33 protein-coding genes are annotated in these 26381 nt (G+C 68.2%); 21 read left to right on the top strand and 12 right to left on the bottom strand.

The genetic code is table 11. From position 1 onward, the window contains the following. Positions 1 to 45: 45 nt before the first annotated feature. The 10 genes from SK803_RS21785 (at position 46) to surE (ending at position 9479) form a co-directional block, all read left to right on the top strand. Complete coding sequence (locus SK803_RS21785) at positions 46 to 1218, top strand: prenyltransferase/squalene oxidase repeat-containing protein (protein ID WP_319967885.1); 1173 nt, start codon at positions 46 to 48, stop codon at positions 1216 to 1218. Next, positions 1218 to 1634, top strand: coding sequence for a hypothetical protein (locus tag SK803_RS21780; protein ID WP_319967884.1), 417 nt, complete (start codon positions 1218 to 1220; stop codon positions 1632 to 1634). Before SK803_RS21785 ends, SK803_RS21780 begins: the two co-directional genes overlap by 1 nt. Beyond that, a complete protein-coding gene (locus SK803_RS21775; protein ID WP_319967883.1) occupies positions 1631 to 2395 on the top strand; it encodes a hypothetical protein in 765 nt (254 codons plus the stop codon). Before SK803_RS21780 ends, SK803_RS21775 begins: the two co-directional genes overlap by 4 nt. Next, the gene (locus SK803_RS21770) at positions 2392 to 3423 is read left to right on the top strand and encodes a CbiQ family ECF transporter T component (protein WP_319967882.1); all 1032 of its coding nucleotides are present in this window, start codon (positions 2392 to 2394) and stop codon (positions 3421 to 3423) included. Before SK803_RS21775 ends, SK803_RS21770 begins: the two co-directional genes overlap by 4 nt. Then, positions 3420 to 4976, top strand: a complete 1557-nt coding sequence (locus tag SK803_RS21765; RefSeq protein WP_319967881.1) for an ABC transporter ATP-binding protein — start codon at positions 3420 to 3422, stop codon at positions 4974 to 4976. Before SK803_RS21770 ends, SK803_RS21765 begins: the two co-directional genes overlap by 4 nt. After that, positions 4973 to 5782, top strand: a complete 810-nt coding sequence (locus SK803_RS21760; RefSeq protein ID WP_319967880.1) for an ECF transporter S component — start codon at positions 4973 to 4975, stop codon at positions 5780 to 5782. Before SK803_RS21765 ends, SK803_RS21760 begins: the two co-directional genes overlap by 4 nt. Before the next feature lie 73 nt (positions 5783 to 5855). Then, positions 5856 to 7556, top strand: coding sequence for a family 20 glycosylhydrolase (locus SK803_RS21755; protein ID WP_406601563.1), 1701 nt, complete (start codon positions 5856 to 5858; stop codon positions 7554 to 7556). Positions 7557 to 7580: 24 nt separating this feature from the next. After that, positions 7581 to 7766 carry a hypothetical protein gene (locus SK803_RS21750; RefSeq protein ID WP_319967879.1) on the top strand — a complete coding sequence of 62 codons (186 nt, stop codon included), beginning with the start codon at positions 7581 to 7583 and terminating at the stop codon, positions 7764 to 7766. Positions 7767 to 7813: 47 nt separating this feature from the next. Then, positions 7814 to 8719 carry a 1-phosphofructokinase family hexose kinase gene (locus SK803_RS21745; protein ID WP_319967878.1) on the top strand — a complete coding sequence of 302 codons (906 nt, stop codon included), beginning with the start codon at positions 7814 to 7816 and terminating at the stop codon, positions 8717 to 8719. Between the two features lie 4 nt (positions 8720 to 8723). Beyond that, positions 8724 to 9479 carry a 5'/3'-nucleotidase SurE gene (gene surE / locus SK803_RS21740; RefSeq protein WP_319967877.1) on the top strand — a complete coding sequence of 252 codons (756 nt, stop codon included), beginning with the start codon at positions 8724 to 8726 and terminating at the stop codon, positions 9477 to 9479. Here surE and SK803_RS21735 read toward each other — a convergent pair. The 6 genes from SK803_RS21735 to SK803_RS21710 all read right to left on the bottom strand — a co-directional run bounded on the left by SK803_RS21735 (position 9442) and on the right by SK803_RS21710 (position 13568). Beyond that, a complete protein-coding gene (locus SK803_RS21735) occupies positions 9442 to 9771 on the bottom strand; it encodes a hypothetical protein (RefSeq protein ID WP_319967876.1) in 330 nt (109 codons plus the stop codon). The genes surE and SK803_RS21735 overlap by 38 nt on opposite strands. A gap of 8 nt (positions 9772 to 9779) precedes the next feature. Further along, on the bottom strand, positions 9780 to 10175 hold the full coding sequence (locus SK803_RS21730) for a DUF5313 family protein (protein WP_319967875.1): 396 nt from the start codon (positions 10173 to 10175) through the stop codon (positions 9780 to 9782). Continuing rightward, a complete protein-coding gene (locus SK803_RS21725; RefSeq protein WP_319967874.1) occupies positions 10172 to 10621 on the bottom strand; it encodes a MarR family winged helix-turn-helix transcriptional regulator in 450 nt (149 codons plus the stop codon). The genes SK803_RS21730 and SK803_RS21725 overlap by 4 nt, the downstream gene beginning before the upstream one ends. A 155-nt stretch (positions 10622 to 10776) precedes the next feature. Then, complete coding sequence (locus SK803_RS21720) at positions 10777 to 11652, bottom strand: alpha/beta fold hydrolase (RefSeq protein ID WP_319967873.1); 876 nt, start codon at positions 11650 to 11652, stop codon at positions 10777 to 10779. Positions 11653 to 11661: 9 nt separating this feature from the next. Continuing rightward, positions 11662 to 12993 (bottom strand): FAD-binding oxidoreductase, encoded by a 1332-nt coding sequence (locus tag SK803_RS21715; RefSeq protein WP_319967872.1) that lies wholly within the window; start codon positions 12991 to 12993, stop codon positions 11662 to 11664. After that, positions 12990 to 13568 (bottom strand): TetR/AcrR family transcriptional regulator, encoded by a 579-nt coding sequence (locus SK803_RS21710; RefSeq protein ID WP_319967871.1) that lies wholly within the window; start codon positions 13566 to 13568, stop codon positions 12990 to 12992. The genes SK803_RS21715 and SK803_RS21710 overlap by 4 nt, the downstream gene beginning before the upstream one ends. 93 nt (positions 13569 to 13661) lie before the next feature. On the opposite strand from SK803_RS21710, the gene SK803_RS21705 reads away from it, so the two are divergent. Continuing rightward, entirely contained in the window at positions 13662 to 14489 is an 828-nt protein-coding gene (locus SK803_RS21705; RefSeq protein ID WP_319967870.1) for a glycosyltransferase family 2 protein, read from the top strand. On the opposite strand, the gene SK803_RS21700 is transcribed toward SK803_RS21705, so the two are convergent. From SK803_RS21700 to SK803_RS21685, 4 genes are all read right to left on the bottom strand, one after another. Further along, positions 14452 to 15531, bottom strand: a complete 1080-nt coding sequence (locus tag SK803_RS21700) for an aminotransferase-like domain-containing protein (RefSeq protein ID WP_319967869.1) — start codon at positions 15529 to 15531, stop codon at positions 14452 to 14454. The genes SK803_RS21705 and SK803_RS21700 overlap by 38 nt on opposite strands. A 30-nt stretch (positions 15532 to 15561) precedes the next feature. Continuing rightward, positions 15562 to 16758 (bottom strand): PI-PLC domain-containing protein, encoded by a 1197-nt coding sequence (locus tag SK803_RS21695; protein WP_319967868.1) that lies wholly within the window; start codon positions 16756 to 16758, stop codon positions 15562 to 15564. A 166-nt stretch (positions 16759 to 16924) separates the two neighbouring features. Further along, entirely contained in the window at positions 16925 to 17365 is a 441-nt protein-coding gene (locus SK803_RS21690) for a hypothetical protein (protein WP_319967867.1), read from the bottom strand. A 137-nt stretch (positions 17366 to 17502) separates the two neighbouring features. Further along, the gene (locus SK803_RS21685) at positions 17503 to 17706 is read right to left on the bottom strand and encodes a cold-shock protein (RefSeq protein ID WP_045310287.1); all 204 of its coding nucleotides are present in this window, start codon (positions 17704 to 17706) and stop codon (positions 17503 to 17505) included. A 139-nt stretch (positions 17707 to 17845) separates the two neighbouring features. On the opposite strand from SK803_RS21685, the gene SK803_RS21680 reads away from it, so the two are divergent. From SK803_RS21680 to SK803_RS21650, 7 genes are all read left to right on the top strand, one after another. Next, on the top strand, positions 17846 to 18946 hold the full coding sequence (locus tag SK803_RS21680) for an acyl-CoA dehydrogenase family protein (RefSeq protein ID WP_319967866.1): 1101 nt from the start codon (positions 17846 to 17848) through the stop codon (positions 18944 to 18946). After that, complete coding sequence (locus SK803_RS21675; RefSeq protein WP_319967865.1) at positions 18946 to 19947, top strand: s-methyl-5-thioribose-1-phosphate isomerase; 1002 nt, start codon at positions 18946 to 18948, stop codon at positions 19945 to 19947. Before SK803_RS21680 ends, SK803_RS21675 begins: the two co-directional genes overlap by 1 nt. Beyond that, a complete protein-coding gene (mtnC, locus tag SK803_RS21670) occupies positions 19944 to 20600 on the top strand; it encodes an acireductone synthase (protein WP_319967864.1) in 657 nt (218 codons plus the stop codon). The genes SK803_RS21675 and mtnC overlap by 4 nt, the downstream gene beginning before the upstream one ends. Then, complete coding sequence (gene mtnB, locus SK803_RS21665) at positions 20597 to 21193, top strand: methylthioribulose 1-phosphate dehydratase (RefSeq protein WP_319967863.1); 597 nt, start codon at positions 20597 to 20599, stop codon at positions 21191 to 21193. Before mtnC ends, mtnB begins: the two co-directional genes overlap by 4 nt. Next, positions 21190 to 21753 (top strand): 1,2-dihydroxy-3-keto-5-methylthiopentene dioxygenase, encoded by a 564-nt coding sequence (locus SK803_RS21660; protein ID WP_319967862.1) that lies wholly within the window; start codon positions 21190 to 21192, stop codon positions 21751 to 21753. Before mtnB ends, SK803_RS21660 begins: the two co-directional genes overlap by 4 nt. A gap of 111 nt (positions 21754 to 21864) precedes the next feature. Next, complete coding sequence (locus SK803_RS21655) at positions 21865 to 22542, top strand: polysaccharide lyase family 7 protein (protein ID WP_319967861.1); 678 nt, start codon at positions 21865 to 21867, stop codon at positions 22540 to 22542. 89 nt (positions 22543 to 22631) lie between these two features. Next, positions 22632 to 23279 (top strand): heparin lyase I family protein, encoded by a 648-nt coding sequence (locus tag SK803_RS21650; RefSeq protein ID WP_319967860.1) that lies wholly within the window; start codon positions 22632 to 22634, stop codon positions 23277 to 23279. A gap of 20 nt (positions 23280 to 23299) precedes the next feature. Here SK803_RS21650 and SK803_RS21645 read toward each other — a convergent pair whose 3' ends face one another. Continuing rightward, positions 23300 to 23812, bottom strand: coding sequence for a GNAT family N-acetyltransferase (locus tag SK803_RS21645; RefSeq protein WP_319967859.1), 513 nt, complete (start codon positions 23810 to 23812; stop codon positions 23300 to 23302). A gap of 23 nt (positions 23813 to 23835) precedes the next feature. Here SK803_RS21645 and SK803_RS21640 point away from each other — a divergent pair, with 23 nt between their 5' ends. Genes SK803_RS21640 through SK803_RS21630 form a run of 3 tightly spaced genes read left to right on the top strand, consistent with a single transcriptional unit; the run spans position 23836 to position 25825 of the window. Next, complete coding sequence (locus SK803_RS21640; protein WP_319967858.1) at positions 23836 to 24771, top strand: asparaginase; 936 nt, start codon at positions 23836 to 23838, stop codon at positions 24769 to 24771. Positions 24772 to 24786: 15 nt separating this feature from the next. Then, positions 24787 to 25677: a helix-turn-helix domain-containing protein gene (locus tag SK803_RS21635; RefSeq protein ID WP_319967857.1), complete on the top strand. Its 891-nt coding sequence runs from the start codon at positions 24787 to 24789 to the stop codon at positions 25675 to 25677. Next, entirely contained in the window at positions 25652 to 25825 is a 174-nt protein-coding gene (locus SK803_RS21630) for a DUF397 domain-containing protein (protein ID WP_319967856.1), read from the top strand. The genes SK803_RS21635 and SK803_RS21630 overlap by 26 nt, the downstream gene beginning before the upstream one ends. On the opposite strand, the gene SK803_RS21625 is transcribed toward SK803_RS21630, so the two are convergent. Further along, a complete protein-coding gene (locus tag SK803_RS21625; RefSeq protein ID WP_319967855.1) occupies positions 25812 to 26357 on the bottom strand; it encodes a hypothetical protein in 546 nt (181 codons plus the stop codon). The two genes, SK803_RS21630 and SK803_RS21625, sit on opposite strands and share 14 nt — an antisense overlap. Positions 26358 to 26381 lie beyond the last annotated feature (24 nt).

The following is a 26381-nucleotide window of genomic DNA, read 5'->3' as shown; positions in this document are numbered from 1 at the left end:
GTAGCTCCACCAACCCCGTCGAGGACCGCGGGGCAGGGAGGCGTAGTGAGACGGACATCCGTGCTGGTCGCGATCATCGCGGCCGCGCTCGTGGCGACACCGCGGGCGCAGGCGGCCGAGGCGCCGGCTGCGGGAACGTGGCTGGCCAGCCAGTTCGCCGGCGGCGACCACCTGCTCAAGGGGCCTGATCTCGTCGATCCCGGGCTGACCGCGGACGGCGTGTACGCGCTGGCGGCGGCCGGTGTCGGCAAGTCCACCGCCACCAAGGCCGCTGCCTGGCTGGCTCAGCCGGAGCAGCTGGCGTTCCTGGTCGGTGACGGTGAGGCCGAGTCGTACGTCGGTGGCCTGGCGAAGCTCGCGCTGGTCGCGCAGACGCTCGGCACCGATCCGCACAAGTTCGCGGGCGTCGACCTGCTGGCGCGGCTTTCGGCGCTGCAGGAGGAATCGGGCCGGTACCGCGACAAGACCGATCCCGAGTGGGACCAGACCAACGCGTTCACGCAGGCGTTGGCGATCATCGTGCTGAAGCGCGCGGCGCTGCCGTTCGACAAGGGGCTGGCGTACCAGGTTTCCACGCAGTGCCCGGACGGCGGTTTCCCGATCGCGTTCGGGCAGCCGACGTGCAGGTCCGATGTGGACGGAACCGCGATGGTGCTGCAGGCACTGCTGGCGGTGGGCGAGAAGTCCGCCGCGCCGAAGGCGTTGGCCTGGCTCGTGGCGCAGCAGAAGGCGGACGGCGGGTTCCCGTCGGCGACGGCGGGCGCGAACGCCAACAGCACCGGGCTCGCGGTCGGCGCGCTCGTCGCCGGTGGCCGTGCGGAGGTCGCGGACAAGGCCGTGGCGTACCTGAAGTCGTTGCAGGTCGGATGTGCCGGACCTGAGGCGCAACGCGGTGCGGTCTCCTACGACAGCACCGGTTTCGAGCTGTACCCGGCGGTGCGCGCCACCACCCAGGCGATGCTCGGCCTTGCTCGGGTGAGCCTCGCCGACGTGTCGGCGTCCTCCGCTTCCGCTGGTGTGCCTGCGATCGACTGCACGACCACGCCTTCTCCGTCGCCCACCGTGCCCGCCCCGGCCGGTCCCGGGACCCCGGCTGACCCGCCGCTCGCCGTCACGGGTCCCGACCAGGTCGTGCCGTTGACCCTGTTCGGTTCCTTCGCGGTGCTCGCCGGTGCCGTCCTGCTCGTCGTTTCCCGTCGTCGGAAGGTTGGTGCCTGATGCGCCGCATGCTTGCCGTCCTCGCCCTCGTCGCGAGTACGTTCGTGGTCACGTCGCCCGCTGCTTCCGCAGCCCAGTGCGCGGGCGTGAAGGTGGTGGTGGACTTCGCCGCGCTGGGCGGCGGCGTCCAGACCGGATGCACCACGACCGACCCGGCCACCGGCCTCCAGGCGCTGACCGACGCCAGTTTCACCTACTCGTTCGTGCCGCGTCAGCCCGGTTTCGTGTGCCGGATCAACCTGCTGCCGAACCCGTGCACCGCCCCCACCACCAGCGCGTACTGGTCGTACTGGCACGCCGCGCCCGGTGGCACCTGGACCTACAGCACCTCGGGCGCGGGCAGCTACAACCCGGCGCCGGGCACCGTCGAGGGCTGGGCGTTCGGCGCGGGCGTGGCCCCGGCAGCCACTCCGTGAAAAGGCTTTTCGCCGCGCTGGCACTGGTAGCCGCGTTCGTACCGGTGCCGGCGCACGCGGCCGGTTGCGACGGCGTGACGGTCGTCGTGGACTACCGCGGTCTCGGGGGAGGCGTGCGGCAGGGGTGCGCGCCGGGCAGTCCGTCGTCGGGGGTGGCGGCGCTGACGGCGGCCGGGTTCGGCTACACCTACGCGTCACGGCAGCAGGGCTTTGTCTGCCGCATCAACGGAAAGCCGGGCGCGGACGCGGACAAGTGCGTCAACACCTCGCCCGCCACGGCCTACTGGTCGTACTGGCACGCACCCGCCGGTGGCGCCTGGTCGTACAGCAACCAGGGCGCCGCGACCTACGTGCCCGCTCGCGGCACCGTTGAGGGCTGGGCGTTCGGGGCTGGAGAACAACCCGGCATCGCCCCGCCCGCGGCTCCGGCACCCCAGCCTCAGCCGCCCGCGCCGCAACCGCCGCCGGTGGGGCAACCTCCGGCCCAGCAACCGCCTGCGGTGACAACGACTACCGCACCGCCCACCTCTTCGGCAGCTCCAACGTCGTCCTCGGTGGTGGCTTCTTCTTCGACGCCTTCGTCGGCGGTGTCGTCGTCGGTGGGGGAGACGTCGACGGCTGTTGAGGAGAAGGCGCAGCAGGCTGAGGAGAAGTCCGGGTCCGGCTGGTTGTGGACGGTGATCGGCGTGGTGCTGATCGCGGCGCTCGTCGTGGCAGGGCTGGTGGTCGCACGCCGTCGGCGTGGTGCGGAAGCCGAGTGAGGCTTCACTCCGGCGCGTGGTGGCTCTGGGCTCTGGGCCTGGCCACCGCCGCCAGCCGCACCACCAACCCGCTGATGCTGGGCCTGATCCTCGCCGTGGCCGGAGTGGTCGTCGTGACCTGCCGGGCGAACACGCTGTGGGCCGGAACCTACGGCGTGTTCCTCAAGTTCGGCCTGCTGATCATCGGCCTGCGCGTGGTCCTGCACGTGTTCCTCGGCGGGATCGCAGGCCCGACCGTGCTGTTCACCCTGCCCCAGGTCCCGCTCCCGGACTGGGCCCAGGGCATCAGGATCGGCGGACCGGTCTCCGCGGAGGGCCTGGTTTTCGCGCTGTACCAGGGTTTGCTGCTCGCGACGATCCTCAGCTGCGTCGGTGCCGCCAACGCCCTCGCGAACCCCAAACGCCTGCTGCGCTCACTGCCCGCCGCGTTGTACGAGGTGAGCGTGGCCGTGGTGGTGGCGCTGACCGTTGCACCACAACTGGTCGCGTCCGCACGGTCGGTGCGCAGGGCTCGTCAGCTCCGCGGCGACACGGCACGTGGTGCGAAGGCGATCCGCACGATGTTGGTGCCGGTGCTGGAAGACGCTCTCGAACGGTCGTTGGTGCTGGCCGCCTCCATGGACTCCCGCGGATATGGCCGCACGGCGGGCATCTCGCGCCGGGACCGGGCGCTGACCGGGACATTGGTGCTGGCCGGGCTGTTCGGGTCCTGCATCGGCATGTACGGGCTGCTCGCCGACGCCTACTCCGGCTGGCCCTTGCTCGCGCTCGGTGGCGTGCTGGCGATCGCGGGCCTGAAGGTCGGCGCGCGCCGGGTGCCGCGCACGCGTTATCGGCCGGACCGGTGGACGGCCAGGGCCGTCGGGGTGGCGTTGAGCGGGGTGCTGGGGGCGGTGGCGCTGGTGTTCTCGGCGGACCCGGCGTTGTCGCCGCCGACGGTTCCGTTGCAGGCACCGGAACTGCCGCTGGTGCCGGCGCTGGCCGTGTTGGTGGCGCTGGTGCCAGTGGCGATCGCGAGGGAAGCATGATCAGGTTCGAGGACGTCACGATCACCTACGCCGAAAAGCCGGTGCTGTCGAACCTCTCGGTGGAGATCCCCGAGGGCGAACTCTGCCTGGTCGTCGGCCGCACCGGTTCGGGCAAGTCGACGTTCCTGCGCGCCGTCAACGGCCTGGTCCCGCACTTCAGCGGCGGCACCCTGGCCGGCCGCGTGCTCGTGGACGGCCGCGACACCTCCCGGTTCCCGCCGCGTGAGCTGGCGGACGTGGTCGGCTTCGTCGGCCAGGACCCGATGGCGGGTTTCGTCGCGGACAACGTCGAGGACGAGCTCGCCTACTCGATGGAGTCGCTGGGCCTGCCCGGTGACGTCATGCGCAAGCGCGTCGAGGAAACCCTCGACCTGCTGGGCCTTGCATCGCTGCGGAACCGTCCACTTGCGACGCTGAGCGGTGGCCAGCAGCAACGGGTCGCGATCGGTGCGGCCCTCACGGCCCATCCGCGGATCCTCGTGCTGGACGAACCCACATCGGCACTGGACCCGGGGGCCGCCGAGGACGTTCTCGCTGCGGTGCAACGACTTGTGCACGACCTCGGGATGACCGTGGTGATCGCCGAACATCGGCTGGAACGCGTCGCCCAGTACGCGGACCGAGCCCTCCTCCTGCCACAAGGCGAGATCGGCGACGTTGGTGAGGTGCTCGCCGCAGCCCTGGTCGCCCCGCCGGTCGTCAGGCTCGCCCAGCTCGCCGGGTGGTCGCCGGTTCCGGTGTCGGTACGAGACGCGCGCCGAGTCGCGGCACCACTGCGCGCCCGACTTCCGCAGCCCGCGACCGAGACCCCGCAAACCTCCAAGCCCGTGCTCGAAGCACGAGACGTCGTGGTGAAGTACGGCGATGTCCAGGCTGTGCAAGGGGTATCTGTCACCGTCGGTGCCGGCGAACGCGTCGCGCTCATGGGGCGCAACGGTTCCGGCAAGTCGTCGCTGCTCTGGGCGGTGCAGGGGAGTGGCAGACGCACGTCCGGCACGGTCGCGGTCGACGGTACCGATCCGAAGACGCTGAAGCCCGCCCAAAGACGCCGAACCGTGGCGCTGGTGCCGCAACAGCCGTCCGACCTGCTCTACCTGGAGACGGTCGCGGAGGAGTGCGCGCAGGCTGACAACGAGACCGGTAAACCGGCAGGAACGTGCCGGAAGTTGTTGGACGGCTTGGCTTGCGTGCCGCAGGACGTCCACCCGCGCGACCTGTCCGAGGGGCAACGGCTGGCGCTCGTGCTCGCCGTGATGCTGACCGGCGCCCCGGACGTGCTGCTGCTCGACGAACCGACGCGCGGCCTCGACTACCCGGCGAAGGAAGCGCTCGCCAGGGTCCTGAAGGACCTCGACAGCGCGATCGTGCTGGCCACGCACGACGTCGAGTTCGTCGCCGAGTACGCGACACGGGTGATCGTGATGGCCGAGGGAGAAATCGTCGCGGACGGCCCGGCGCGCGAGGTCGTCACCTCGTCACCGATCTTCGCCCCGCAGGTCAGCAAGATCCTCGGGCCGTGGCTCACGGTCGCCGACGTCGAGGCAGCCCTGTGATCGCGATCAAGAGCCGGTCCGCGGTCGCCCTGCTGGTGTCCGGCGTGATCGGCCTGGCGGCGTTCACCTGGCCGCTGTTCGTCGCGCCGTCCAGCGACATCGCGCACGGCGGCGACGCGCCGTGGACGTTCGCGTTGCTGCTGCCGTTGGTGCTGGCCGTCGTGCTCGCTGAGCTGAGCGACAAGGGCTTGGACTCCAAGGCGATCGCGATGCTCGGCGTGCTGTCCGCGCTCGGGGCCGCGATCAGGCCGCTCGGCGCCGGCACCGCGGGCATCGAGACGATCTTCTTCCTGATGGTGCTGAGCGGCAGGGTGTTCGGGCCGGGGTTCGGGTTCGTGCTGGGCAACACCACGTTGTTCGCCTCGGCGCTGCTGACCGGCGGTGTCGGCCCGTGGCTGCCGTACCAGATGCTCGGCGCGGCCTGGGTGGCTCTCGGCGCGGGCCTGCTGCCGCGGTGGCGTGGCAAGGCCGAGATCGCGTTGCTGGCGGGGTACGGCGTGATCAGCTCGCTGCTCTTCGGGTTCCTGCTGAACCTGTCGTTCTGGCCGTTCGCGGTCGGCGAGGGCACGTCGGTGAGCTTCGACCCGGACGCGTCCGCGGGCGCGAACCTGGTGCGGCTGGCGGCCTTCACGCTCGCCACCTCGCTCGGCTGGGACCTCGGGCGAGCCGTCACCACCGCCGTTCTCGTGGTGGTGACGGGCCCCGTGCTGCTCCGGACGCTGCGCCGAGCAGCGCGGAAGGCGGCTTTCGAGCCGGTCTCGAAGAAGAAATTGGCTCAGACCATTGACGACAAAAGGGATGTTTGAGCAGGCTGAGGACAGGGTCGCCGCCCCTGACTCGTGAGGAGGAGCCGTGAGAACTCGCGTTCTCGCCGCGGTCATCGCTGTCACCGCAGCGCTGTCCGTGAGCGCGCAGTCGCAAGCCGCGGAGCCGTTGCAGAGCCTGGTCCCCGTTCCGGTCTCGGCGCAGGCCAGAAGCGGTGTCACGCACACGCTGACGGCAGCCACGAAGATCTACACAGCCCCTGCCGCGCGCGACGTCGGCACCTTCCTCGCCGGAGTCCTGCGGCCCTCGACCGGCTACGCGCTGCCGGTGTCCGACGCGGTGGGAACCCCGGCGGACGGAATCTCCCTGCTGCTCTCGGGCGCGCCGGGCACCGTCGGCCAGCAGGGTTACCAGCTGGACGTCGCCGCCGGCGCCATCGTGGTGCGCGCCAACACGTCGGAGGGTCTGTTCGCGGGCGTGCAGACGCTCCGGCAGCTGTTGCCCGCCGCCGTGGAAAGCGCGACCACGCAACCCGGTCCGTGGACCGTGCCGGGTGCGCTGGTCGTCGACTACCCCCGGTTCTCCTACCGCGGCGCGATGCTCGACGTGGCCCGCCACTTCCACCCGGTCTCCACGGTCAAGCGCTACATCGACCAGCTGGCCCTGTACAAAATCAACTACTTCCACCTGCACCTGAGCGACGACCAGGGCTGGCGGATCGTGATCGACAGCTGGCCGCGGCTCGCGACGTACGGCGGCAGCACGCAGGTCGGCGGCGGCCCCGGCGGTTACTACACGAAGGCGCAGTACAGCGAGATCGTGCAGTACGCGGCCTCGCGCAAGATCACGGTGATCCCCGAGATCGACATGCCGGGCCACACCAACGCGGCGCAGGCCTCGTACGCGGAGCTGAACTGCAACGGCCAGGCTCCGCCGCTGCGCACGGACATCGAGGTCGGCTATTCCTCGTTGTGCGTCAACAAGGACATCACCTACCAGTTCATCGACGACGTGGTGCGTGAGATCGCGGCGCTGACGCCCGGCCCGTACTTCCACATCGGCGGCGACGAGGCGCACGCGACCTCCGACGCCGACTACCAGACGTTCATGAACCGCGCCCTGCCGATCGTCAAGAAGTACGGCAAGACAGTGCTCGGCTGGCACGAGTTCGTGAAGACCACGACCGACACCACGGCCATGCCGCAGTACTGGGGCACCACGACGTCCAACGCCACGGTGCAGGCAGCGGCGGCGCGCGGCAACAAGGTCATCATGTCGCCCGCGAACAAGGCGTACCTGGACATGAAGTACAACTCCAGCACGCCGCTGGGCCTGTCGTGGGCCGGTCTGATCGAGGTCCAGACCGCCTACGAGTGGAACCCCGGCACGCACCTCAGCGGTGTCCCGGAGTCCGCGGTCCGCGGCGTCGAAGCTCCACTGTGGACCGAGACGATCGTGACCGGGCGGGACATCGAGTTCATGGCCTTCCCGCGGCTCGGGGCGATCGCCGAACTGGCCTGGTCGCCGTGGTCCACGCACAACTGGGACCAGTTCAAGGTGCGCCTGGGCAACCAGGGCCCGCGCTGGACGACCATGGGCATCAACTTCTACAAGTCGACGCAGGTCCCGTGGGACACCGGCGGCCCGCCGCCCGGCCCCTGCTCGCAGCCGGCGTGGGAGCGCGACAAGGTCTACACCGGCGGCAACGTGGTCTCGCACAACGGCCACAAGTGGACCGCCCAGTGGTGGACGCGGGGCGAGGAGCCCGGCACCACCGGCCAGTGGGGCGTCTGGCGGGACGGCGGCGTCTGCTGAGTTCTGCTGGGTACTCCGTGGCACATGACGGATCCGGAAGAAGCGGAAGAGTTCGCGGAACACGCCGGTGTCGACCCCACGCCTCAGGAGGTCGACGAGTACCGCGACATGACAGAACCGGGTGAGTGGCGCGCCGACGAGAAGATGGGGCCGGGCGGCGCGCCCGCACCGCAGGGCGGGGAGGACCCGACCGGCGCCTCCGGTGCGTGATCCGGTGCGGGCGAGTACAGCTCGCCCGCACCGGGTACCAGAACGTCGTGGATGCCCGAGTTGCCGTATTTGCCCCGTCCCCTCAGCTGACCGTCACCGTCGAGGACCTCGACGGCGAGCCCGACGTGCACCTGCACGCGGGCGGCCAGGGTTTCTGGCAGTCGAGAATGATCGCCGCGCTGGGCGTCGAAGCCGTGGTGTGCGCGACGTTCGGCGGCGAGACAGGCCGTGTGCTCCGCACCCTCTTGGAAGGCGAGCACGTCGAACTGCGCGCGCAAGACGTCGCCGCGCGCAACAGCGCGTATGTGCACGATCGTCGTGACGGCGACCGTTCCGAAATGGTCGAGATGCCGCCGGACGCGTTGTCCCGGCACGAGCTGGACGACCTCTACGAGTCGGCGTTGGTCGAAGGCATTCGCGCGGGCACGGCCGTGTTGAGCGGCCCCTCCGACGATCGCGTGCTGCCCCACGAGACCTACTACCGCCTCACCGCCGACCTGACCAGCAACGACTGCCGCGTGATCGTCGACCTGTCCGGCGACCGGCTCGCTGAAGCGGTGCGCGGCGGTCCGCACGTCGTGAAGGTGTCGCACGAGGAACTGGGAGAGGAGGACGTGCCCAAGCTCGTGCAGAAGGCCCGGGACATCGCTTCTTCTGGCGTGCGCGGCGTCGTGGTGTCACGTGCGGACGAACCGGCGTTGGCCCTGCTCAACGACCAGTTGTACTTCGTGCGAATGCCTCAGTTGCAACCCGTCGACACCCGCGGCGCCGGCGACTCGATGACCGCAGGGATTTCGGCGGGCCTCGCGCTGGGTATGTCGTTGGAGGACGCGGTGAAGCTCGGCGCGGCCGCCGGTGCGGTCAACGTGACGCGGCACGGCCTCGGCAGTGGCGGGGGAGAAGCGGTGCGTGAGCTGGGCAAACGCGTGGAACTGGAGCCGATCGAGGAATGAGCGGATGCGCGCGCTGATCACCAACGACGACGGAATCGACTCGCCCGGCCTCACCACTCTGGCCTCTGCCGCTCTCGACCGCGGCCTCGAAGTGGTGGTGGCGGCGCCTAGTTCCCAGGCCAGCGGCACGAGCGCGTCGGTCGCGGCCCTCGGCGACAGCGGCCGGGTGCTCAGCGAACGCCGGACGCTGCCCGACCTCGACGTGGAGGCCTACGCGGTAGCCGCACATCCTGGCCTGATCTCGCTGATCGCGTGCCGCGGCGGCTTCGGCGGCAAACCCGACGTGGTGCTGTCCGGCGTGAACCTCGGCGCGAACGTCGGCCGCGCGATCCTGCACTCCGGCACGGTCGGCGCCGCCCTGACCGCCCACCTCAACGACGTCACGTCGCTGGCGGTGTCGCTCGACGTGGGATTGGACGGGCCCGAACCGTTGTGGGAGAAGGCGGGCGAGGTCGTGCGCGCGGTGCTGCCGTTGTTGCTGGAGATGCCCGCGGCGTCCATCATCTCGCTGAACGTGCCGAACATCGTTGACGTGCAAGGACTTCGCTGGGCGGAGCTGGCGCGGTTCGGCACCGTGCAGAGCCGCGTGGACGACGTGGGCGACAACGAGGTCGAACTGGTCCACGTCTACGCCGAGGAATCGCTCGTGCCGGGCACGGACACGGCCCTGCTGGCCGACGGCTTCGCGACCCTGACAGCGCTGCGCTCGGTGGACCGCGACGTCAGTTCGGAGCGCGCTTTGCCGGCCTGGCCAGCGTGATCACGAGCCCGATCAAGGCCGTCCGCACCTCGAGAAAACTTTCGGTGGTCACATCGTTGAGGGAGAAAGCCAACGTCCCGAACGAAAGCAGCAACAAGATTCCGTACATCCGTGCCAGGTCGTGCCGCCACGCCATCGCGACGCCCAGCGCCCCGACCCCGACCTGGATCACGTGGTAGTTCGGGTCCAATCCGAACACGTCGAACCAGCCGAACGCGAGCTGCAACAACCCGGCCGAGAGGGTGAGCATCTGTGGCCTCGTGAACTCCAGTTCGTTGCTCAGCAAGGCCATAGTTCGTCCTACCCTTCGGATCGCCGCCAGACCGCGTCGTACTTCGCTTGTCGTTCGCGGTCCTGCGCGGCGTTTCGCTCCCGGCGCCCCTGAGTCGCCGACCCTCGTGGGTACCCGTACTTGGTGAGCCGGTAATCCACACTTTCGGGCGCGTAGGACAATGCGAAGTACAGTCCTACAACGAAACCGAGCCCACCGCACGCAATTGCCAGCGGCCACGGCGAGCCGAGCCCGTACACGAGCGCCAGGGTGATGACCGTGACCAGCGGCGTGACCTGCACCAGGCTCCTGATCGTGAAGCGCACCAACCACTTCGGACCGGTCACGTCCTCGAAGACGAACTCGCGGTACTCCTGCGGCACCCTGCCGCCCGCGTAGTACCAGACCTTCAGCGCGGGGTTCATCTCGTGGCCTTGGCGATCACCTTGTGCAGCACGACGTTGAGCTGCGCGAGCTCCTCGAACGACATGTCCAGCTGCTCCACGACCTTGAAGGGGATCTTCAACGCTTCATTTCGCAGTTCCTGACCTTTGTCGGTCAGGGTCAGGGCCAGCGCGCGCTCGTCGGCCCTGTCCCGCTGACGCTGGACGTAACCGATCGACTCGAGGCGCTTCAGCAGCGGGCTGAGGGTGCCGGGGTCGAGCTGCAGCGCGTTGCTCAGGTCCTTGACGGTGCGCGGGGACCGTTCCCAGAGGGCCAGCATCACCAGGTACTGCGGGTGGGTGAGGTTGAGCGGCTCCAGGATCGGGCGATAGACCGCGATCACCGTCCGGCTGGCCACGGCGAGGGCGAAGCAGACCTGCCGTTCCAGCTCGAGCGGGTTCTCCGGAATGCTTGGTGTACTAATCATTTGTGTACACGGTAACTCGCGGGCGCGCTCGAGTCCAACCGGTGTGGCGCACTGCTCACCGCTGTGACGGCGCCTGCAAGTACCACCAACCCAAGGCCAAATCGCCTTTGAATGCACCCAACCTGTTCGGCGCCCGACGAACAGGTTGGGTGCAGTTATGAGCCCGATGACGTTGAGTTGGTGGTACTTGCAGACGCCGTCAGCTCAGGCCTGAGGGCTTCGGCGAGCACCTCGGCCACGACGGCCGCGCCCGCCGGGGTCATCACGGTGCCGCCGTGGTCGACCTCGTTGATCAGCACGGGTTCGTGCAGCACCGGGAGTTCGGCGCGGAAGGCCTGGGCCTGTTCGACGGTGTAGGCGGGCGGGGAGTCCGGGCCGGTGCTCCACTCGGCGTGCACGAACCACGTCGGCATGGTCAGTTCCTGCCAGCGCGACTCGCCGAACACGACGTCGGTGGCGTCGGCGATGAGGGTGTCGCCGGGCAGCCTCAGGTGGCCGTCGTCGGTCAGGTCGTGGGCGAAGTAGTCGTGGATCAGCGGGTCGGTGGCGTCGATCAACGGGTTCACCATCGCTTGGACGGCGAGGTACTCGTCGACGGTCCAGGTGCGTTCCTGGGCAGCGAGTTGCGGGGCGAAGGCCGCCGAGAGCGTTTCCTGGGTGAGTTGCGCGTGTGCGGGCATGGGGAAGCCGCCGTCCACGAGCACGAGCGCGCGCACTCGGTCTGGGTGGCGCACGGCCAGTTCGACGGCCACGTGCGCGCCCATGGACATGCCGCACACCGTGACGGCGGCGAGGTCCAGCGCGTCGAGCACGCGGAGCATGTCGTCGGCGTGTTGCTTGATCGTTGCGCCGGGGAGGGCCGTGCTGTCGCCGCGGCCGCGCAGGTCGGGGGTGATGAGGGAGAAGTTGTGGGCGGCGACCCAGTTCCACAGCTTGCGACTGCCGCTTACGCCGTGGATGGCCAGCACTGGTGCGGTGTCGCCGTCGTGCGTTTCAACGGCTAGTTGGCCGCCGTCTACTGGAACGAGCATGCGGACTCCTTAGGCCTTGCCTGGGTTGAAGAGGTTCAACGGGTCGAGGGTGTTCTTGATGGCTTGTTGCACGGCGCACGCGTCGGGGCCGAGTTCGCGGATCATGCCGTCGCGCTTGAGCAGGCCCACGCCGTGTTCGCCGGTGACGGTGCCACCCAACGCCAGAGCGTGGTTGATGATGTCGTCGAACGCTGCCTGCGCGGCGATGCGCGCGTTGTCGTCGCCGGGTGGGGTGATCAGCAACGGGTGCAGGTTGCCGTCGCCGGCGTGCGCGATGGTGGCGATCTGGACGCCGTGCTTCGCGCCGATCGCCTCGATGTGGGCGAGCATCTCGGGCACCTTCGACCGTGGCACGCACACGTCTTCGGTGAGCAGTGGGCCGAGGCGTTCGAGGGCCGGGTAGGTGAGGCGGCGGGCGGCGAACAGGGCTTCTGCCTCGGTCGAGTCGGTCGAGCGTTCGGTCCAGACAGCGCCCGCGTCGGTGAACGCCGAAACGAGCCCCGCGGCGTCCTCCTCGGAATCCGCCCGCGCCAGCAGCATGGCTTCGGTGTCCGGCTCGATGCCGAGGTGTTTCCAGTCCTCGACGGCTTGCAGGCAGGCGCGGTCGATCAGTTCGAGTGCGGCGGGCTGGAGGCCTCGGCTGGTGCCCAGTGCGACGGCCTGACCTGCGTCGACGAGATCGGAGAAGGCGCCGACGACAGTGCTGGCAGGGCGTGGGGCGGGGCGCAGGCGCAGGGTGATCTCGGTGACGACGCCGAGCGTGCCTTCGGAACCGACGAGCAGGCTGGTCAGGTCGTAGCCGGCGACGCCCTTGTTGGTGCGCCTGCCCAGTTTGACGGCCGTGCCGTACTCGACGGGGCCGCCCATCACGACCTCCAGGCCGAGCACGTAGTCGCGCGTCACGCCGTACTTCAGGCAGCAGAGACCGCCCGCGTTGGTGGCGACGTTGCCGCCGATCGTCGACCACGGCGAGCTGGCTGGGTCCGGCGGGTACCAGAGTCCTTGTGCGGCAACGGCTTTCTTGAGGTCGTCGTTGACCACGCCCGGCTGCACGACGGCGAGGAGGTTGTCCGGATCGATCTCGATGATCCGGTTCATCCTGCTGAGGTCGAGGACCAGGCAGCCGTCGGTGGCGTTGGCGCCGCCGGACAACCCGGTGCCCGCGCCCCTCGGCACGATCGGGATGTTGTTCCCGGCGCAGGCTTCCACGGCCTGCTGAACGTCCTCAGTGGACTGCGGCCGGAACGCGGCGAACGGCGTGCCCGCCGGTGCCCACTCCGCCTCGTCGTGGCTGAGGCCGGCCAGCGTGTTCGGGTCGGTGATGAGGCCGGGCAGTTTCATGACCGCTCCAACGCGCCGTGGGCGGCCTTGTGCACGATCCGTTCCAGTTCCGCGCCCCACGCTTCTGGCGTGGTGTCCGAGTGGATCGGCACGACGCCGAACCCGGACACCGCGAAACGCGCGAAAAGCACCAGGTCAAAGGCCTGTGCGGGGGAGGCGAGCGGTGGCGTGAGGATCGTGGCGATCTGCGCTGCGCCGGTGTTGAGCTCCTGCGTGCCGGTGGCGATGAGGTCCGGTTCGCGGATGATCACGGCGCGGCGGCCCAGTTCGAGAGCCCACTGCTCGGGCGTGATGGTGTCGATCGCCCGGCGCACGGCGTTCGTCAGCGCCGCAACGGGATCCGGGTCCGGGGTGAGCGCGCGGACGACCCGGCTGAGGAACGCGTCGAACCAGAAGATCGCGGCCTTGGTGCCGAACGTGCGGAACAACGTGCGTTCGGAGACGCCCGCGCGGTCGGCGATCGCCTTGGTCGACGTGGCGGCGAAGCCCTGGTCGAGGCACAGGGCGATGGCCGCCTCCTGGACGGCCAGGCGGGTGCGCAGGTCCTTCGCGGCGCGCGTGGTCAAGGTGTCCACGTTGCCACGGTAGCGCGAAGTGTCAGTTACTGCCAGATTTTATGTCAGTTGCTGACAAAGTGTTGGTGGTGGGCGTTGGGGTAGACGACTGGCATGGCTCGCACAACGGTCGTCATCGCCTCGCGCAACAGGGCGAACAGCCTGCTGCGGACGCTCACCCACCTCAGCGAGCTCGCGGCGCCGGTGATCCTGGTCGACAACGCCTCCACCGACGACACGGTCGCACGAGTGCGGCAGGACTTCCCGCAGGTGACGGTGCTGGAGTCGGCGGTGAACCTCGGCGCGGTCGCACGCAATCTCGGCGTGCGGCTGGCGCGGACACCGTTCGTCGCCTTCGCGGACGACGACTCTTGGTGGGCCCCTGACGCGTTCGAACGAGCCGAGCCGATCTTCGACGACCACCCGGATCTAGCGTTGATCGCCGCGCGCACCCTCGTCGGGCCTGAGGAAACCCCGGATCCGATCACGCCGCTGCTGCGCCACAGCCCACTGGGAGTCGGCGTCGCGGGGCCCGCGGTGCTCGGGTTCATGGCGTGCTCGGCGATCGTGCGGCGGCAGGCCTTCGTGGAGGCGGGCGGGTTCAGCCCGATCTTGTTCTTCCGCGGCGAGGAAACGCTGCTGTCGTGGGATCCCGCCGCGGCGGGATGGGCGCTCTGCTTCGTCGAGGACGTGGTGGCGCACCACCATCCGGCTCCGGAACGGGCGCCGGGTGGTGAACTCGTCGAGCGGCGCAACGCGGTGCTGGTCTCGTGGATGCGTCGCCCGGTGCACCAGGCGCTGGCGGCGTCGCTGAAGGACCCGCGGGCGTTCCGGGCGGCGATGCCCCGGCTGCGCCAGGCGCTCCGGCAGCGGCGAGCGCTGCCGGAGCACCTGGAAGCACAGATCAGGAAAGTGAGCGCACAGCCGCGGCGAGGCGGGTGATGCCCTCGTCGATCTGCTCCGGCGTGACGCCCGAGAACGCCAGGCGGATGGCGTTGTCGCCGCCCTCCAGCAGGAAGTCCGAGCCCTTCACGAACTCGACCTCGTGCTCCTTGGCGACCGGGACCAGCTTCTCGATCGACACGCCCGGCAGCTCGACCCACATGAAGTAGCCACCCTGCGGCGCGGTGAAGACGGCCTCCGGGAGTTCGCGCTTCAGGGCCGTGACGAGAGCGTCGCGGCGGGCGCGCAGGGCGGTGCGGACGTTGACGACCGACTCGTCGAGACGGCCGGAGCGGCAGTACGAGTTCACGATCGACTGCGCCACCATGTTCGGCGAGATGTACGTGGTGGTGGCGATGTCCTGGACCTTCTTGATGATCGCCTTCGGGCCCACCAGGTAACCGCAGCGGATGCCGGGCGCCATGGTCTTCGAGAACGACGACGCGTAGACGACCTTGTCGTTCTTGTCCTGCGACAGCATCGTCGGCAGCGGCTCGCCCTCGAAGCGGACCTTGATGTACGGGTCGTCCTCGAACAGCACGAAGTCGAACTTCGCGGCGAGCTCCAGCAGACGCGCGCGCTTCGCCTCGGACAGCGTGTAGCCGGCCGGGTTGTGGAAGTTCGGGATGATGTGCGCGAGCGAGGGCCGCACGCCGCTCTCGAGCAGCTGCTCCAGGGCGTCGACGTTGATGCCGTCGGTCTCCAGCTCGATGGCGTGGATCTTGGCGCCGCGCTGGCGCAGGTTCAGCAGCGTGCGGTCGTAGGTCGGCGCCTCGACCACCACGTCGTCGCCCGGCTGGACGAGCAGTTCGAACAGGAACGCGTCGGCCTGCATCGAGCCGTTGGTGACGAGCACCTGCTCCGGCGCGACACCGTGCTGCTCCGCGATCCAGCCACGCAACGGCACATAGCCCACGCTCGTGCCGTACGCGAACGTGCCGCCGGGGTCGTCCGTGAAGGCTTTCTGCGCCGCTTCGCGCAGACCCTCCTGGTCGATGATGTCGAGAGAGGGCGCTCCGCGCGTGAACAGGATCGAGGCCATGCGCGGAGCGTACAACTCCCAGTATTTGGGCTACGGCCTATATACGTAAGTGTTGAGCTGCTGCACGGCCTGAGCCGCGTTGCCCAGGTGGTAGAGATCAACCGCCAGGAAGTTCGGCTTCTTCCTGGCCGCCGGCTGGCAGAACTGCTGGGCACGGTTCAGAAGCTTCCCGTTGTCCGTCGTGGCAGTGCTCGTGAACGGAACATCGCGGAAGTGGTTCATCACGAACAACGGCTGGAACGCGCCCGTCGCCGTGAGCGGTTTTTCATCCCATCGGCTGTAACAGGACCAATCGGAGTTGCCCAGCCCCGGACCCATCGACCAGTAGTTCTCGACGGTCCAGTCCTTCTGGTACAGCACGCCCGAGTCCTCGCGACCGTCCTTGCCGTGGTCGGTGAAGATGATCAGGCGCTTGTTCGCGCTCTGCAGCTGGCTCCGGGTCGGCCACCCGTTCTGCTGCACGCCGTCCGCCTGGTAGAGGACGTCGCCCAGCCCCTGCACCTTGCGCAGCTCGGCCCGCAGCGTGTTCGCGTCGACGTAGTCCTCCAGGAAGACCGTGATGATCTCGCTGCGGTTGGTGCGCAGGAAGTCCACGATCCGCTGGACGTCGACGTTGAGCGCCACCGGCTTGCTCACGAGCGTGCAGCTGTTGTGGCAGAGGATCGCGCCGTCCGGGGTCTGGTGGATGTCCAGCATGAAGCCCCGCACGCCGTCGTTCAGCTGCTGCACGATGCCGCGCGTCTGGTTCTTGGCGAGGTTGATGAACGGAGGCGCGAACCCGCCGTCCACCCCGTTCGCATAGGCGTTGTGGGCCGTCAGGAACGTCATCTGGTCGAGCCGCGGATCTGCCGGCATCGCGTCGGTCCGGGCCTGCGTCGGCGTCAGGTACCAGCGGGACTCGCCGTTGAGGCTGAAGAATTCCCATTGATCACCGAACTGACGCGGCTCGTGAACCGTATCCCCCTGTGAACACGAACCCATGGTGAGCTGACGGGTGATGCACTGGCCCGGCGAGTCGGTGTTCTCGAACCTCCCGTCGCTCAGCCGCCACTGCTGGCGGCCTTCGTTGCCCTTGGGCCGGTTGAGGGCCAGTCCACCGCCGCTCTGGGCGACGTTGAGGCCGGTCCTGACACTGGTGACGTAGTACGTGCCCGACGGAGCCGCGTGAGCGGTCGTGGGCACCAGGGGAAGTAGCAGCAGGGCTGCGACGGCAGGGAGGTATCGCACGGTGACCAGAGTCACCCACTTGAGTGAAACATGAAACGTCCTCAGCTGTTTGGACGTTTAACACTGTGGGTATCCCTGGTGACGTCGGGGCCTCATGTAGAGCAGAACAACTCCAAGGCAGCCGTCGCCCAACCGAAGGGTTAGGGCCGGTACTCGGGCGCCGCCTTCACAAGCCGCGCAGGGTTCGACTCCCTCGGTTGCCACGTTCGCTTCGTCCGTTCCCGCGGCGGAAGCGCAGGCGTCGCGGTCGACGGGCCGCGGCGCGCGCTTCGTTCTGGAACGGTGGATCGCCGCTGAACGTCACGTCGGTATCGCGGCGGGCCGACTCGCTTGACGTGGCGTCGGCCGAGTCTTCGCGGCGCGGTCTGTGGCGGGACTTCGCCAAGGCGCGCAGCCGATCACCGACGTACTGCAGGGCCTCACGCAACTGTTCCTTGTTCGCCTCGGCGCGGCGATCGACACCCATCACGTCGTTCAGCTCCTTGTTGACGGAGCCCGGATGGCGACTCGTCGCCAGGGCCAGCACGTAGGCCGCCTTGTTCAGGGAACTCCGCAACTCAAGCGGGTCGGGCCGTGCCATCACCGGAACCACCAGCCTTTCGATCATCGTGAGTCTCCGAACGAGCTATGTGACCACGATGACAGACGGGTCTGACAGTTTTCGGAAGCCCAGCTCAGGGGCGGTTTCAGGCACAAAAGAAGCCCGCCCGGTCCTAAAACCGAGCGGGCCCCGAGAAGCTCAAATCAGATGGCGCGAACAGCCTGTGCCTGCGGTCCCTTCTGACCCTGGCCGATCTCGAACTCCACGCGCTGCTGCTCTTCCAGCGACTTGAAGCCGTTGCCCTCGATCTGCGAGTAGTGCACGAAAACGTCCGGACCGCCGCCGTCCTGCGCGATGAATCCGAAGCCCTTCTCGCCGTTGAACCACTTCACGGTGCCCTGCGCCATACCGATTGCTCCCTAGAGTTCGTCCCCCGTCGCGCGGGGGTGCGCGGGCAGTCTGCCAGTCACGGGTCTCTCTCACATCGTGGTTAGCCCGGTGGTGTGACGAAGTAAGTTGAACCGGGTACCACCGAGAGGAGCAGGGATGAGCAACTGGCTGGCCGTCGCGCACGAAGTGGCGGCGACGCTCAGGTCCGACGCGGCGGATCGGGACCGGGCCAACCAGCCACCTGCCAAAGAAGTGGAACTGCTCAGGCAGAGCGGCCTGCTGAACGTCGGCGACTGGGCCGACCAGCAGCGGATCAACCGGATCATCGGGGCCGCCGACGCGAACGTCGGGCACCTCCTCGGGTACCACTACCTGCAGATCTGGCGCAGCGGGCTGTTCGACGCCCAGTTCAGCAAGGCGCCGGACCAGTTCTGGGCGGGCGTCAGCAACCCGCTCGACGCGGCGCTCGAACTCACGCCCGCCAACGGCGGATTCGTCCTCAACGGACGCAAGACGTTCGCCACCGGAGCGAGCGTGGCCGACCGGCTCGTGGTCAGCGCGACCCGCACGGACAACGGCGAGAAGCTCACCTTCCTGCTCGACGGCAAAGCGGACGGAATCACCTACCTGGACGACTGGGACAACATCGGCCAGCGCCTCACCGCGTCCGGTGGCGTGCAGTTCGAGAACGTCGCGGTGACCGAGGTCCTCGGCGTGCAGCCGGCGAACGAGGACCCGCGGCTGAGCCTCGCCGCGATCGGGTTCCAGCTCGTGCTCGCCCAGATCTACGTCGCGCTCGCGGAGGGCGCGCTCCAGGAAGCCGCCGACTACACCCGCACGAAGACCCGGCCGTGGTTCGTCAGCGGGGTCGAGCAGGCCACGGACGACCCGTACATCGTCGTCGCGTACGGCGAGATGGTCGCGCAGACGAAGGCCGCCGGGCTGCTCGCCGACGAAGCGGCCAAACAGCTGTGGGAAGCGTCAGAACTCGGCCGGCACCTCACGTCCGCCAAGCGCGGCGAGGTCGCGGTCACCATCTCCGAGGCCAAGGTCGTCAGCACCAAGCTCGTCAACGACGTCACCAGCCGCATCTTCGAGCAGATCGGCGCGCGCGGAACGGCCGGCAAGTACGCCGTGGACCGCTTTTGGCGCAACGCCCGCACGCTCACGCTGCACGACCCTGTCGTCTACAAGGCCCGCGAAGTCGGCGAGCACTTCCTGACCGGCGCGCGCCCCGCCTACACCGGGTACAGCTGATGCAGCCGGTGCTCGCCGACTCGGTGAGGCTCACCGACGACGGCGTGCTGATCCTCGACCGCCGGCAGTTCCCGTTCGAGCGCAACTGGGTGCTGTGCCGCACGGCCGAAGACGTCGCGCGGGCCATCGAGGACATGGTCACCCAGTCCTCCGGCCCGTACTTCGCGGTCCTCTACGGCATGGTCCTCAAGGCCCGAACGCTCGAAAACATGCCGTACGAACAGGCTCGCTCGGAACTCGCGGCCACCGCGCACGTGCTCGAGAACACCAGGCGCACCAACAACGCCCTGCGCAAGGCGACCAAGATCGTCCTGGAAACGGTGGACAAAGCCCAGGACATCACCAAGGCACTCGAAGGCGCGCTGGAAGGCGATCGCAGGTACCGCGCCAAGAGCCAGGCCTTGGGCGAGCACACCGCGAACCTGTTGCCCGACAACGCCACGGTGCTGACGCACTGCTGGGCAGACCTCTACCTCACGGAGACGGTCAGAGCAGCCCAGAACCAGAACAAGACCCTGCGGTTCTTCTGCACGGAGACCCGGCCCTACCTGCAAGGAGCGAGGCTCACCGCCGAAACGTTGATCGAGATGGGTGTCGACACCACGCTCATCACGGACGGCATGGGCGCCGCGATTCTGCAAAGCGGTGAGGTCGACGCATTGGTCACGGCGGCCGACAGGGTCACCATGGACGGGCACGTCGTCAACAAGGTCGGCACACTGGGGCTGGCCGTGGCCGCTCATGCGTTCGGCGTACCGTTCCACGCCCAGGTGCAGGCACCCGATCTGCAGGCGCCCACGACGCGGCACGTGGAGATCGAGTACCGCGACGGCGCGGAAGTGCTGCAGGTGCTCGGCAGACCCAGTGCCACGCCGAGGGTGAAAGGGCTGTACCCGGCGTTCGACGTGACGCCGCCGCGGTTCGTGACGGACGTGGTGACGGACCGGGGTGTCTACGACGCCGGCGAGCTGGACAAGTACTACGAGGGAGAACAGCGGTGAGCAAGTGGGTCGTGCTCGACATCGAGGGCACGCTGAGCGCGACGGACCAGGTGCTGGTCGTCCTCTACGACTACGCCCGCCCGCGGCTCGGGCCGTGGATCGAGCAGCACGGTGACGACCCGGTGGTCGCCGACGCGGTGCGGCAGATCAAGGAACTCAGCGGTCACGACGACGTTGTCAAAGCGCTGCACGACTGGATGGACGCCGACCAGAAGGTCACGCCCCTCAAGACGTTGCAGGGCCTCATCTGGCAGCAGGGCTACGCACAGGGCGACCTCGTCGCGGAGTTCTTCCCGGACGTCGTCCCCGCGCTGCGCAAGTGGCACGACGACGGCGTGAAGCTCGCGATCTTCAGCTCCGGCTCGGTCGCCGGCCAGATCGCGTTCTTCCAGCACACCACCGACGGCGACCTGACCCCGTTGCTGGAGCACCACTTCGACACGGTCAACGCCGGCCCGAAGCGCGAAGCCGCGTCGTACCACAAGATCGCGGAAACGCTGCAGTCCGACGACATCACCTTCTACAGCGACGTTCCGGCCGAGCTGCACGCCGCGCAGGAGGCGGGCTGGAAGACGGTCGGCGTCGCACGCGCCGGTGAGCCGTACGGCAACGCCGACTTCACGCCCCACCCGACGGTCTGGGAACTCTCGTGACGGCAGAGCTCGCCCGCGAGTGCGCGCGCTACGCCGAGATGGGCTGGATGCGCGGCACGAGCGGCAACCTTTCCGTTGTCCTGCAACGTGATCCGCTGCGGCTCGCGGTCACGGTCAGCGGCGTGGACAAGGGTGAGATCACCGCTGAGGACAGCGTGATCATCGACGTCGACGGCAACGCGGTCGACTCGCCGAAGATCCCGTCCGCCGAAGCGGGCCTGCACGCCAGGATCGCGCGAGTCGCAGGAGCGGGCGCGGTGGTGCACGTCCACGCGCTGGCGCCGGTCGTCGCGGCCGAACACTGGCCGGACGGCGTCGTGCTCAAAGACCTGGAAATGCTCAAGGGTTTCGGCCGGTACGACCACGAGGAAGTCGTGATCCCGGTCGTGAAGAACTCGCAGGACATGCTCGAACTGGGCGACGCCTTCGAGAAGGGCTTCGACCCGAAGGTTCCGGCACTGCTCGTCGCACGGCACGGCGTGTATGTGTGGGGCGACGACCTCGTGCAGGCCCGGCACCGCCTGGAATGCCTGGAGTGGTTGCTGCGCTTCAAGGTGGAGACGCGAGACATCTTTACGGGGAGGCACTCATGACGCTGCTGACGGTGTGGCCGGACTCCGGCCCCGAGGAGACCCTCGTCCGCACGACCGACCCCGAGGAGATCGCCACCGCGCTCAAGGAGCACGGCGTGCGGTTCCACCGTTGGTCCGTTGTGGACGGTGTCACGGCCGGGAACGCGCTGCGGATCTACGAAAAGGACGTCGCCCGCGTCAGCGAGACGGAGGGCTACACCTACGTCGACGCGATGGAGATGACCCCGGCGGACACCGACGAGTACCGCGCGAAGGCCGTCGAGTTCCGCAACAAGTTCCTCGCCGAGCACACCCACGACGACGACGAGGACCGCTACTTCGCCCGTGGCGCAGGGGTTTTCTACCTGCACATCGGCGACAAGGTCTACGGCGTGTTCTGCACGGCGGGCGACCTGCTGAGCGTTCCGGCGAACACCACGCACTGGTTCGACATGGGCACGACCCCGGACTACGTGTCGATCAGGTTCTTCCACGACGACGACGGCTGGATCGGAAACTTCACCGGCAGCGACATCGCGACGAAGTTCCCGACCTTCGACGAGCTCAGTTCAGGAATGTGAAAAGTTCAGCTGTCTGAACATTGTTCCGGAAACTGAACAAAGTATTGATTCCCTCCGTCTTCTGACCTCACAGTGGTACAGACCACTTATCGAAGGTCGGAGGGATTCAACGTGGAAACCCCTGCTCTCCACGCGCGACGCTCCATGCTCGCCCTCGCGCTGACCGCACCCCTGCTCGTGGCCCCGGCGGCTCAGGCCCTCGCTCAGCCGCCGTCCGCGCAATGGACCTCGGCGCCCTACACCTACACGATGCAGAAGCCGTACAACCTGGCGCTGAGCTCCAGGTACACGTTCTCCGGCGGCGTGCACACGATGTGGGTCTACGACTACGACCAGCCCCACACCCAAGGCAGCCCAACGGATCCGCGCACCGAGATGCGCTTCAACCAGGAGTACTCCAGCGGCCAGCGCGCCTGGGAGGGCGAGATCTACGTCCCCGCCGGCGTCAGCGGTCCGACGGTCGTGCAGATCCTGCGCGGCAGCCGCCCGAGCGGCACCCGTGCCACCGACGTGATGCTCAACGTCGCCAACGTCAACGGCGGCAGCCTGCGCAAGGACAGCAACCAGGTCATCGCGACCGGCATCTACAACAAGTGGTTCAAGATCCGCGTCGAACACACCGCCGTCGCAGGCGGCCGCGGCACCGTGAAGGTCTACTACAACGGCGCCCTGAAACTGACGCATGCCGACGAAGGCCCGGCGACGCGCTACTTCAAGAACGGCGTCTACCACCACGGCAGCGGCCGCGCGGAGGCCCGTTTCCGCAACATCACCTACTGGCGCCAGTGATCGGAATTTCGGTGTGGTCCAGGCGTTGCGGAGCCCGGCCTCGGTGTGGTGATTCTGGTCCAGACCACTAACCGAGGCCGGAGGCTTCCGTGACCCTGCCCCGTCGTTCCCTGTTCGCCCTGCCCGCTGTCGCTCTGCTCGCGACGCCCGCCCACGCGGCACCGGCCTGGACGCAGACGCCGTTCACCTACAAGATCCAAAAGCCGTGGAACCTCCCGCAGAGCGCCCGCTACAAGTTCGAAGGCGGCGTCCACTCCATGTGGGTCTTCGACACCGACGAGCCGCACAGCGAAGGCAGCAGCACCGACCCGCGCACCGAAATGCGCTGGGATCAGGAGTACTCCAGTGGACAGCACGCCTGGGAGGGCGAGATCTACGTCCCCAGCGGCGTCAACGGCCCCACGGTCATGCAGATCCTGCGCGTGCGCGGCGGTGACCCCGGCACCCCGGCCACCGACTTCATGCTCAACGCCACCAACGCCAACGGCGGCACGCTCCGGTACTACACGAGCACGGTCATCGCCCAGAACATCTACAACACCTGGGTCCGCATCCGCGTCGAGCACTCCGCCGTCGCCGGCGGCACCGGCAAGATCAAGGTCTACGCCAACGGCGTGCTGAAGGCGACGGTGTCCGACCGCGGCAAGGCCACCCGCCACTTCAAGAACGGCGTCTACCACCACGGCAGCGGCCGCGCGGAGGCCCGTTTCCGCAACATCACCTACTGGCGCCAGTGATTCCCTGAACCGGACGTTTGTCAGCGCTGGGGTTTCCAGACACCTGACCACTGCGCGGCGCCCCATTCCTCGAAGCGCCTCACCTCGGTGAAGCCCAGCTTCGCCGCGAGCCGCATCGAGGCCAGGTTGGCCGTCTGCGTGGTGGTCACCACCTGCTGACCGGGACGTGCGGCGGCGAACCAGTCGAGCGCCGCCGCACACGCCTCGTAGGCGTAACCCTGCCCCCAGAACTCCGGCAGGAACTGGTACCCCAGTTGAGGTTCGCCGGACTCGTGGTGCGGGTCGAACGAGATCATGCCGATCATCGCGCCGCCGAGAGCGACGACGAAGAAGCCCGCGCGCCTGCCCGGCACCGCGGGCGCCATGCGTTCGACCTCGTCGCGCGGCTGGGCGCCACCGATGTAGGTGCCCACCTCCGGCGACGAGAACAGCTCGACGAACGCCCCGCGATCGCCTGCCTCGGACTCGCGCAGCACGAGCCGTTCGGTCCTGATCGGGGCTGGAGGCCAGTCAACTGGTTCGAGTCCGGTCATACGAGTGACCCTAGAGTGAGCTCATGAGCTCACAGGTGGCGGTGGCATCGCTCGGCGGAACGATCACGATGACCGGTTCCGGCGCGGTGTCACCGACCCTGGGCGCGAAAGACCTCGTCCAGGGCCTCGAAGTCGGCGAGATGGCCACCCTGGCGACCATCCCCGGCGCCTCGCTCACCTTCGCCACGCTGCTGGAAGCCTTCGACTGGGCCGACAAGCAGGTCTCCGAGGGCGCCACCGGCGTCGTGATCATCCAGGGCACCGACACCCTGGAAGAGACCGCGTACTTCTTCGACTGCCTGTGGCCGCACGAGGAACCCGTCGTCGTCACCGGCGCGATGCGGCACCCCGGCCTCCCCGGCGCCGACGGCCCTGCCAACCTCGCCGCCGCCGTCGCTGTCGCCGCCGCCCCGAACTCCTGCGGCCGTGGTGCTTTGCTCGTGTTGAACGACGAGATCCACGCCTCCCGCTGGGTCCGCAAGACGCACAGCAGCTTGATGAACGCCTTCGAGTCGTTCCCCGGTCCGTTGGGGCTCGTGATCGAGGGCGCACCGCAGTACTTCCACCCCGCGCACCAGCTTCCCGCGTTGCCACGGCCGTTGGACGCGCCGGCGGTGCCGCTCATCGAGGCCACTTTGGACGATGACGGCTCGATCCTCGACTGGCTCAACGTCAAGGGAGTCGTCGTCGCGGCCACGGGTGTCGGGCACGTGTCGGTCGGCATGGCGGAGGCGATCTCGCGGGCCCGGTTCCCGGTGGTGGTGGCGACGCGAACCGGTGCGGGTACGACGTTCCGCAACACCTACGGGTTCACCGGATCCGAGTCGGATCTGCTCAAGCGCGGCGCGGTGATGGCTGGGTGGTTGTGTCCTCGTAAGGCGCGCGTGCTGCTGCGGCTCGCTATCGGCTCGTTGCAGCCTGTCGGGGAAGTTTTCGCAGCTCGCGGGGGCATTTTCTAGCCCATTTCCACCCGAATGAGCGGCTGCATGGATCCAATCCAAGCCCTAACGTCGAAGGGCATGACCGCGACTCTTTCCACGCCGTACAGCCGGGAGCTCGGCGACGAGCTGCGCCGCCTGCGGGAGTCCTGCACCTCGTTCACCGGCCGTGCGATGGCCATCCAGCTCGGCTGGGACCCGAGCAAGGTGTCCGACATCGAGCTCGGCAAGGTGCGGGCGAGCGAGGTCGACCTCGTCCAGTACCTGGCGACGTGCGGCAAGGACATCAACTTCGCCAACGAGTTCCGCAGCCGCTACTACAACGCGTTCGATCTGTACTTTGCCCAGGTGTCGGACAACGTGCGCACACTCGCGATGACAGAGGCGATGGCCACAAAGATCTTTTCCTATGACGTTCTGATCATTCACGGCCTGATGCAGACGGAGGAGTATGCGCTCCAGCTGTTCGTCGACTCCCACATCGAAGCACCTGAGGACATCGCGAGGCTCGTCCAGGCGCGCATGGACCGGCAGGCGATCATGAGGCGGCCGAACCGGCCGGAGTGCGTGTTTTTCGTGCACGAGCTGGCTTTGCGGATGCGGCTGGGTGATGCGCACGTCCGCGAAGAGCAGTATCTGCGTCTCCTCTTCAACACCCACATCCTCAGGGTCGTACCCGCGAACATCTGTGCTTTCCGCTCTCCGGTCACGCTGTACGAGTTCGGCAAGGCGGCCCCGGTTGTGTACAGCGAGACCGAAACGGCCCAGGTGTGGGCGCAGGACAGCGTCGCCGTCGCGCGGGCTAAGCGGCTCTTTCAGCGGCTGGATGCCGTCGCCCTGGATGCGGAACAATCGAAGAGCATGCTGGCGAACTACGTCAGCGGACTTCGAGAGGACCCTCATGGCGGCGGAACGGACCTGGCGTAAGAGCAGCTACAGCAACGGTGGTACCGCGGAAAGCTGCGTCGAGGTGTCGCTGGCCCAGGACGCGTTGGTGCGCGACACGAAGAACGCGAGTGGTGACGTTCTCGCGTTCTCCACCCCTGCCTGGCGCGCCCTGATCAACTCGCTCTGACCACCGAGGTGTTCGCGGTCTCCACGGTCACCCGCACGCTCTGCGGCGCGAGCGACTGCAGGTACTGCGCGTGGTCGGCGCCGAGCGTCTCGCTGAACGCGATGAAGCCGAGGCGCGGCAGCTCGAACGCGGTGGTGGCGCAGAACTCCTCCAGCCGGTCGAAGCCGCGCCGGATGCCGGTGGCGTCGAGGCCGAACACGGCGTGCTGGTCGAGTTTGGCGGCACCGATGTCGAGCAGGTGCAGTGCGTGCATGGCGTGCGTGAACGCCATTGCGCACACCTCGATGCGTGCGCAGCAGACCAGCAGGGTGCGCACCATTGACGGGTGCAGTGACTTGCCGGACGTGCGGAGTACTACGTCGATTTCGGCGGCGCGGAACTGTTCGACGATCTCGAACAGGCCCGGCACGCTGAGAGGCTCCCCTCCGCCCAGCGTGACGGTCTCCGGTCGCATCGAGATCAGCGCCTGAGTGATGTGCAGCATTCGTTCGTGGCTGAGCCGCGCGTGTGCGACGTCCCAGGTGATGTCCATTGGGCCCCCTTCGGCGGATGCGCC

It is taken from the genome of Lentzea miocenica, assembly GCF_033949945.1.
GTDB classification, from domain to species: domain Bacteria; phylum Actinomycetota; class Actinomycetes; order Mycobacteriales; family Pseudonocardiaceae; genus Lentzea; species Lentzea miocenica.
This window is presented reverse-complemented; position numbering and strand designations above follow the sequence as displayed.

Excerpts from the sequence above, each read along its gene's own strand:
- SK803_RS21625 (WP_319967855.1), bottom strand. The coding sequence starts at position 26,357 with ATGGACATCACCTGGGACGTCGCACACGCGCGGCTCAGCCACGAACGA.
- SK803_RS21640 (WP_319967858.1), top strand. The coding sequence starts at position 23,836 with ATGAGCTCACAGGTGGCGGTGGCATCGCTCGGCGGAACGATCACGATG.
- SK803_RS21750 (WP_319967879.1), top strand. The coding sequence starts at position 7,581 with ATGACGGATCCGGAAGAAGCGGAAGAGTTCGCGGAACACGCCGGTGTC.
- SK803_RS21645 (WP_319967859.1), bottom strand. The coding sequence starts at position 23,812 with ATGACCGGACTCGAACCAGTTGACTGGCCTCCAGCCCCGATCAGGACC.
- SK803_RS21715 (WP_319967872.1), bottom strand. The coding sequence starts at position 12,993 with ATGAAACTGCCCGGCCTCATCACCGACCCGAACACGCTGGCCGGCCTC.
- SK803_RS21635 (WP_319967857.1), top strand. The coding sequence starts at position 24,787 with ATGAGCGGCTGCATGGATCCAATCCAAGCCCTAACGTCGAAGGGCATG.
- SK803_RS21700 (WP_319967869.1), bottom strand. The coding sequence starts at position 15,531 with ATGGCCTCGATCCTGTTCACGCGCGGAGCGCCCTCTCTCGACATCATC.
- SK803_RS21735 (WP_319967876.1), bottom strand. The coding sequence starts at position 9,771 with ATGGCCTTGCTGAGCAACGAACTGGAGTTCACGAGGCCACAGATGCTC.
- SK803_RS21725 (WP_319967874.1), bottom strand. The coding sequence starts at position 10,621 with ATGATTAGTACACCAAGCATTCCGGAGAACCCGCTCGAGCTGGAACGG.
- SK803_RS21630 (WP_319967856.1), top strand. The coding sequence starts at position 25,652 with ATGGCGGCGGAACGGACCTGGCGTAAGAGCAGCTACAGCAACGGTGGT.
- SK803_RS21675 (WP_319967865.1), top strand. The coding sequence starts at position 18,946 with ATGCAGCCGGTGCTCGCCGACTCGGTGAGGCTCACCGACGACGGCGTG.
- SK803_RS21720 (WP_319967873.1), bottom strand. The coding sequence starts at position 11,652 with ATGCTCGTTCCAGTAGACGGCGGCCAACTAGCCGTTGAAACGCACGAC.
- SK803_RS21685 (WP_045310287.1), bottom strand. The coding sequence starts at position 17,706 with ATGGCGCAGGGCACCGTGAAGTGGTTCAACGGCGAGAAGGGCTTCGGA.
- SK803_RS21705 (WP_319967870.1), top strand. The coding sequence starts at position 13,662 with ATGGCTCGCACAACGGTCGTCATCGCCTCGCGCAACAGGGCGAACAGC.
- SK803_RS21680 (WP_319967866.1), top strand. The coding sequence starts at position 17,846 with ATGAGCAACTGGCTGGCCGTCGCGCACGAAGTGGCGGCGACGCTCAGG.
- SK803_RS21765 (WP_319967881.1), top strand. The coding sequence starts at position 3,420 with ATGATCAGGTTCGAGGACGTCACGATCACCTACGCCGAAAAGCCGGTG.
- SK803_RS21660 (WP_319967862.1), top strand. The coding sequence starts at position 21,190 with ATGACGCTGCTGACGGTGTGGCCGGACTCCGGCCCCGAGGAGACCCTC.
- SK803_RS21730 (WP_319967875.1), bottom strand. The coding sequence starts at position 10,175 with ATGAACCCCGCGCTGAAGGTCTGGTACTACGCGGGCGGCAGGGTGCCG.
- SK803_RS21780 (WP_319967884.1), top strand. The coding sequence starts at position 1,218 with ATGCGCCGCATGCTTGCCGTCCTCGCCCTCGTCGCGAGTACGTTCGTG.
- SK803_RS21690 (WP_319967867.1), bottom strand. The coding sequence starts at position 17,365 with ATGATCGAAAGGCTGGTGGTTCCGGTGATGGCACGGCCCGACCCGCTT.
- surE (WP_319967877.1), top strand. The coding sequence starts at position 8,724 with ATGCGCGCGCTGATCACCAACGACGACGGAATCGACTCGCCCGGCCTC.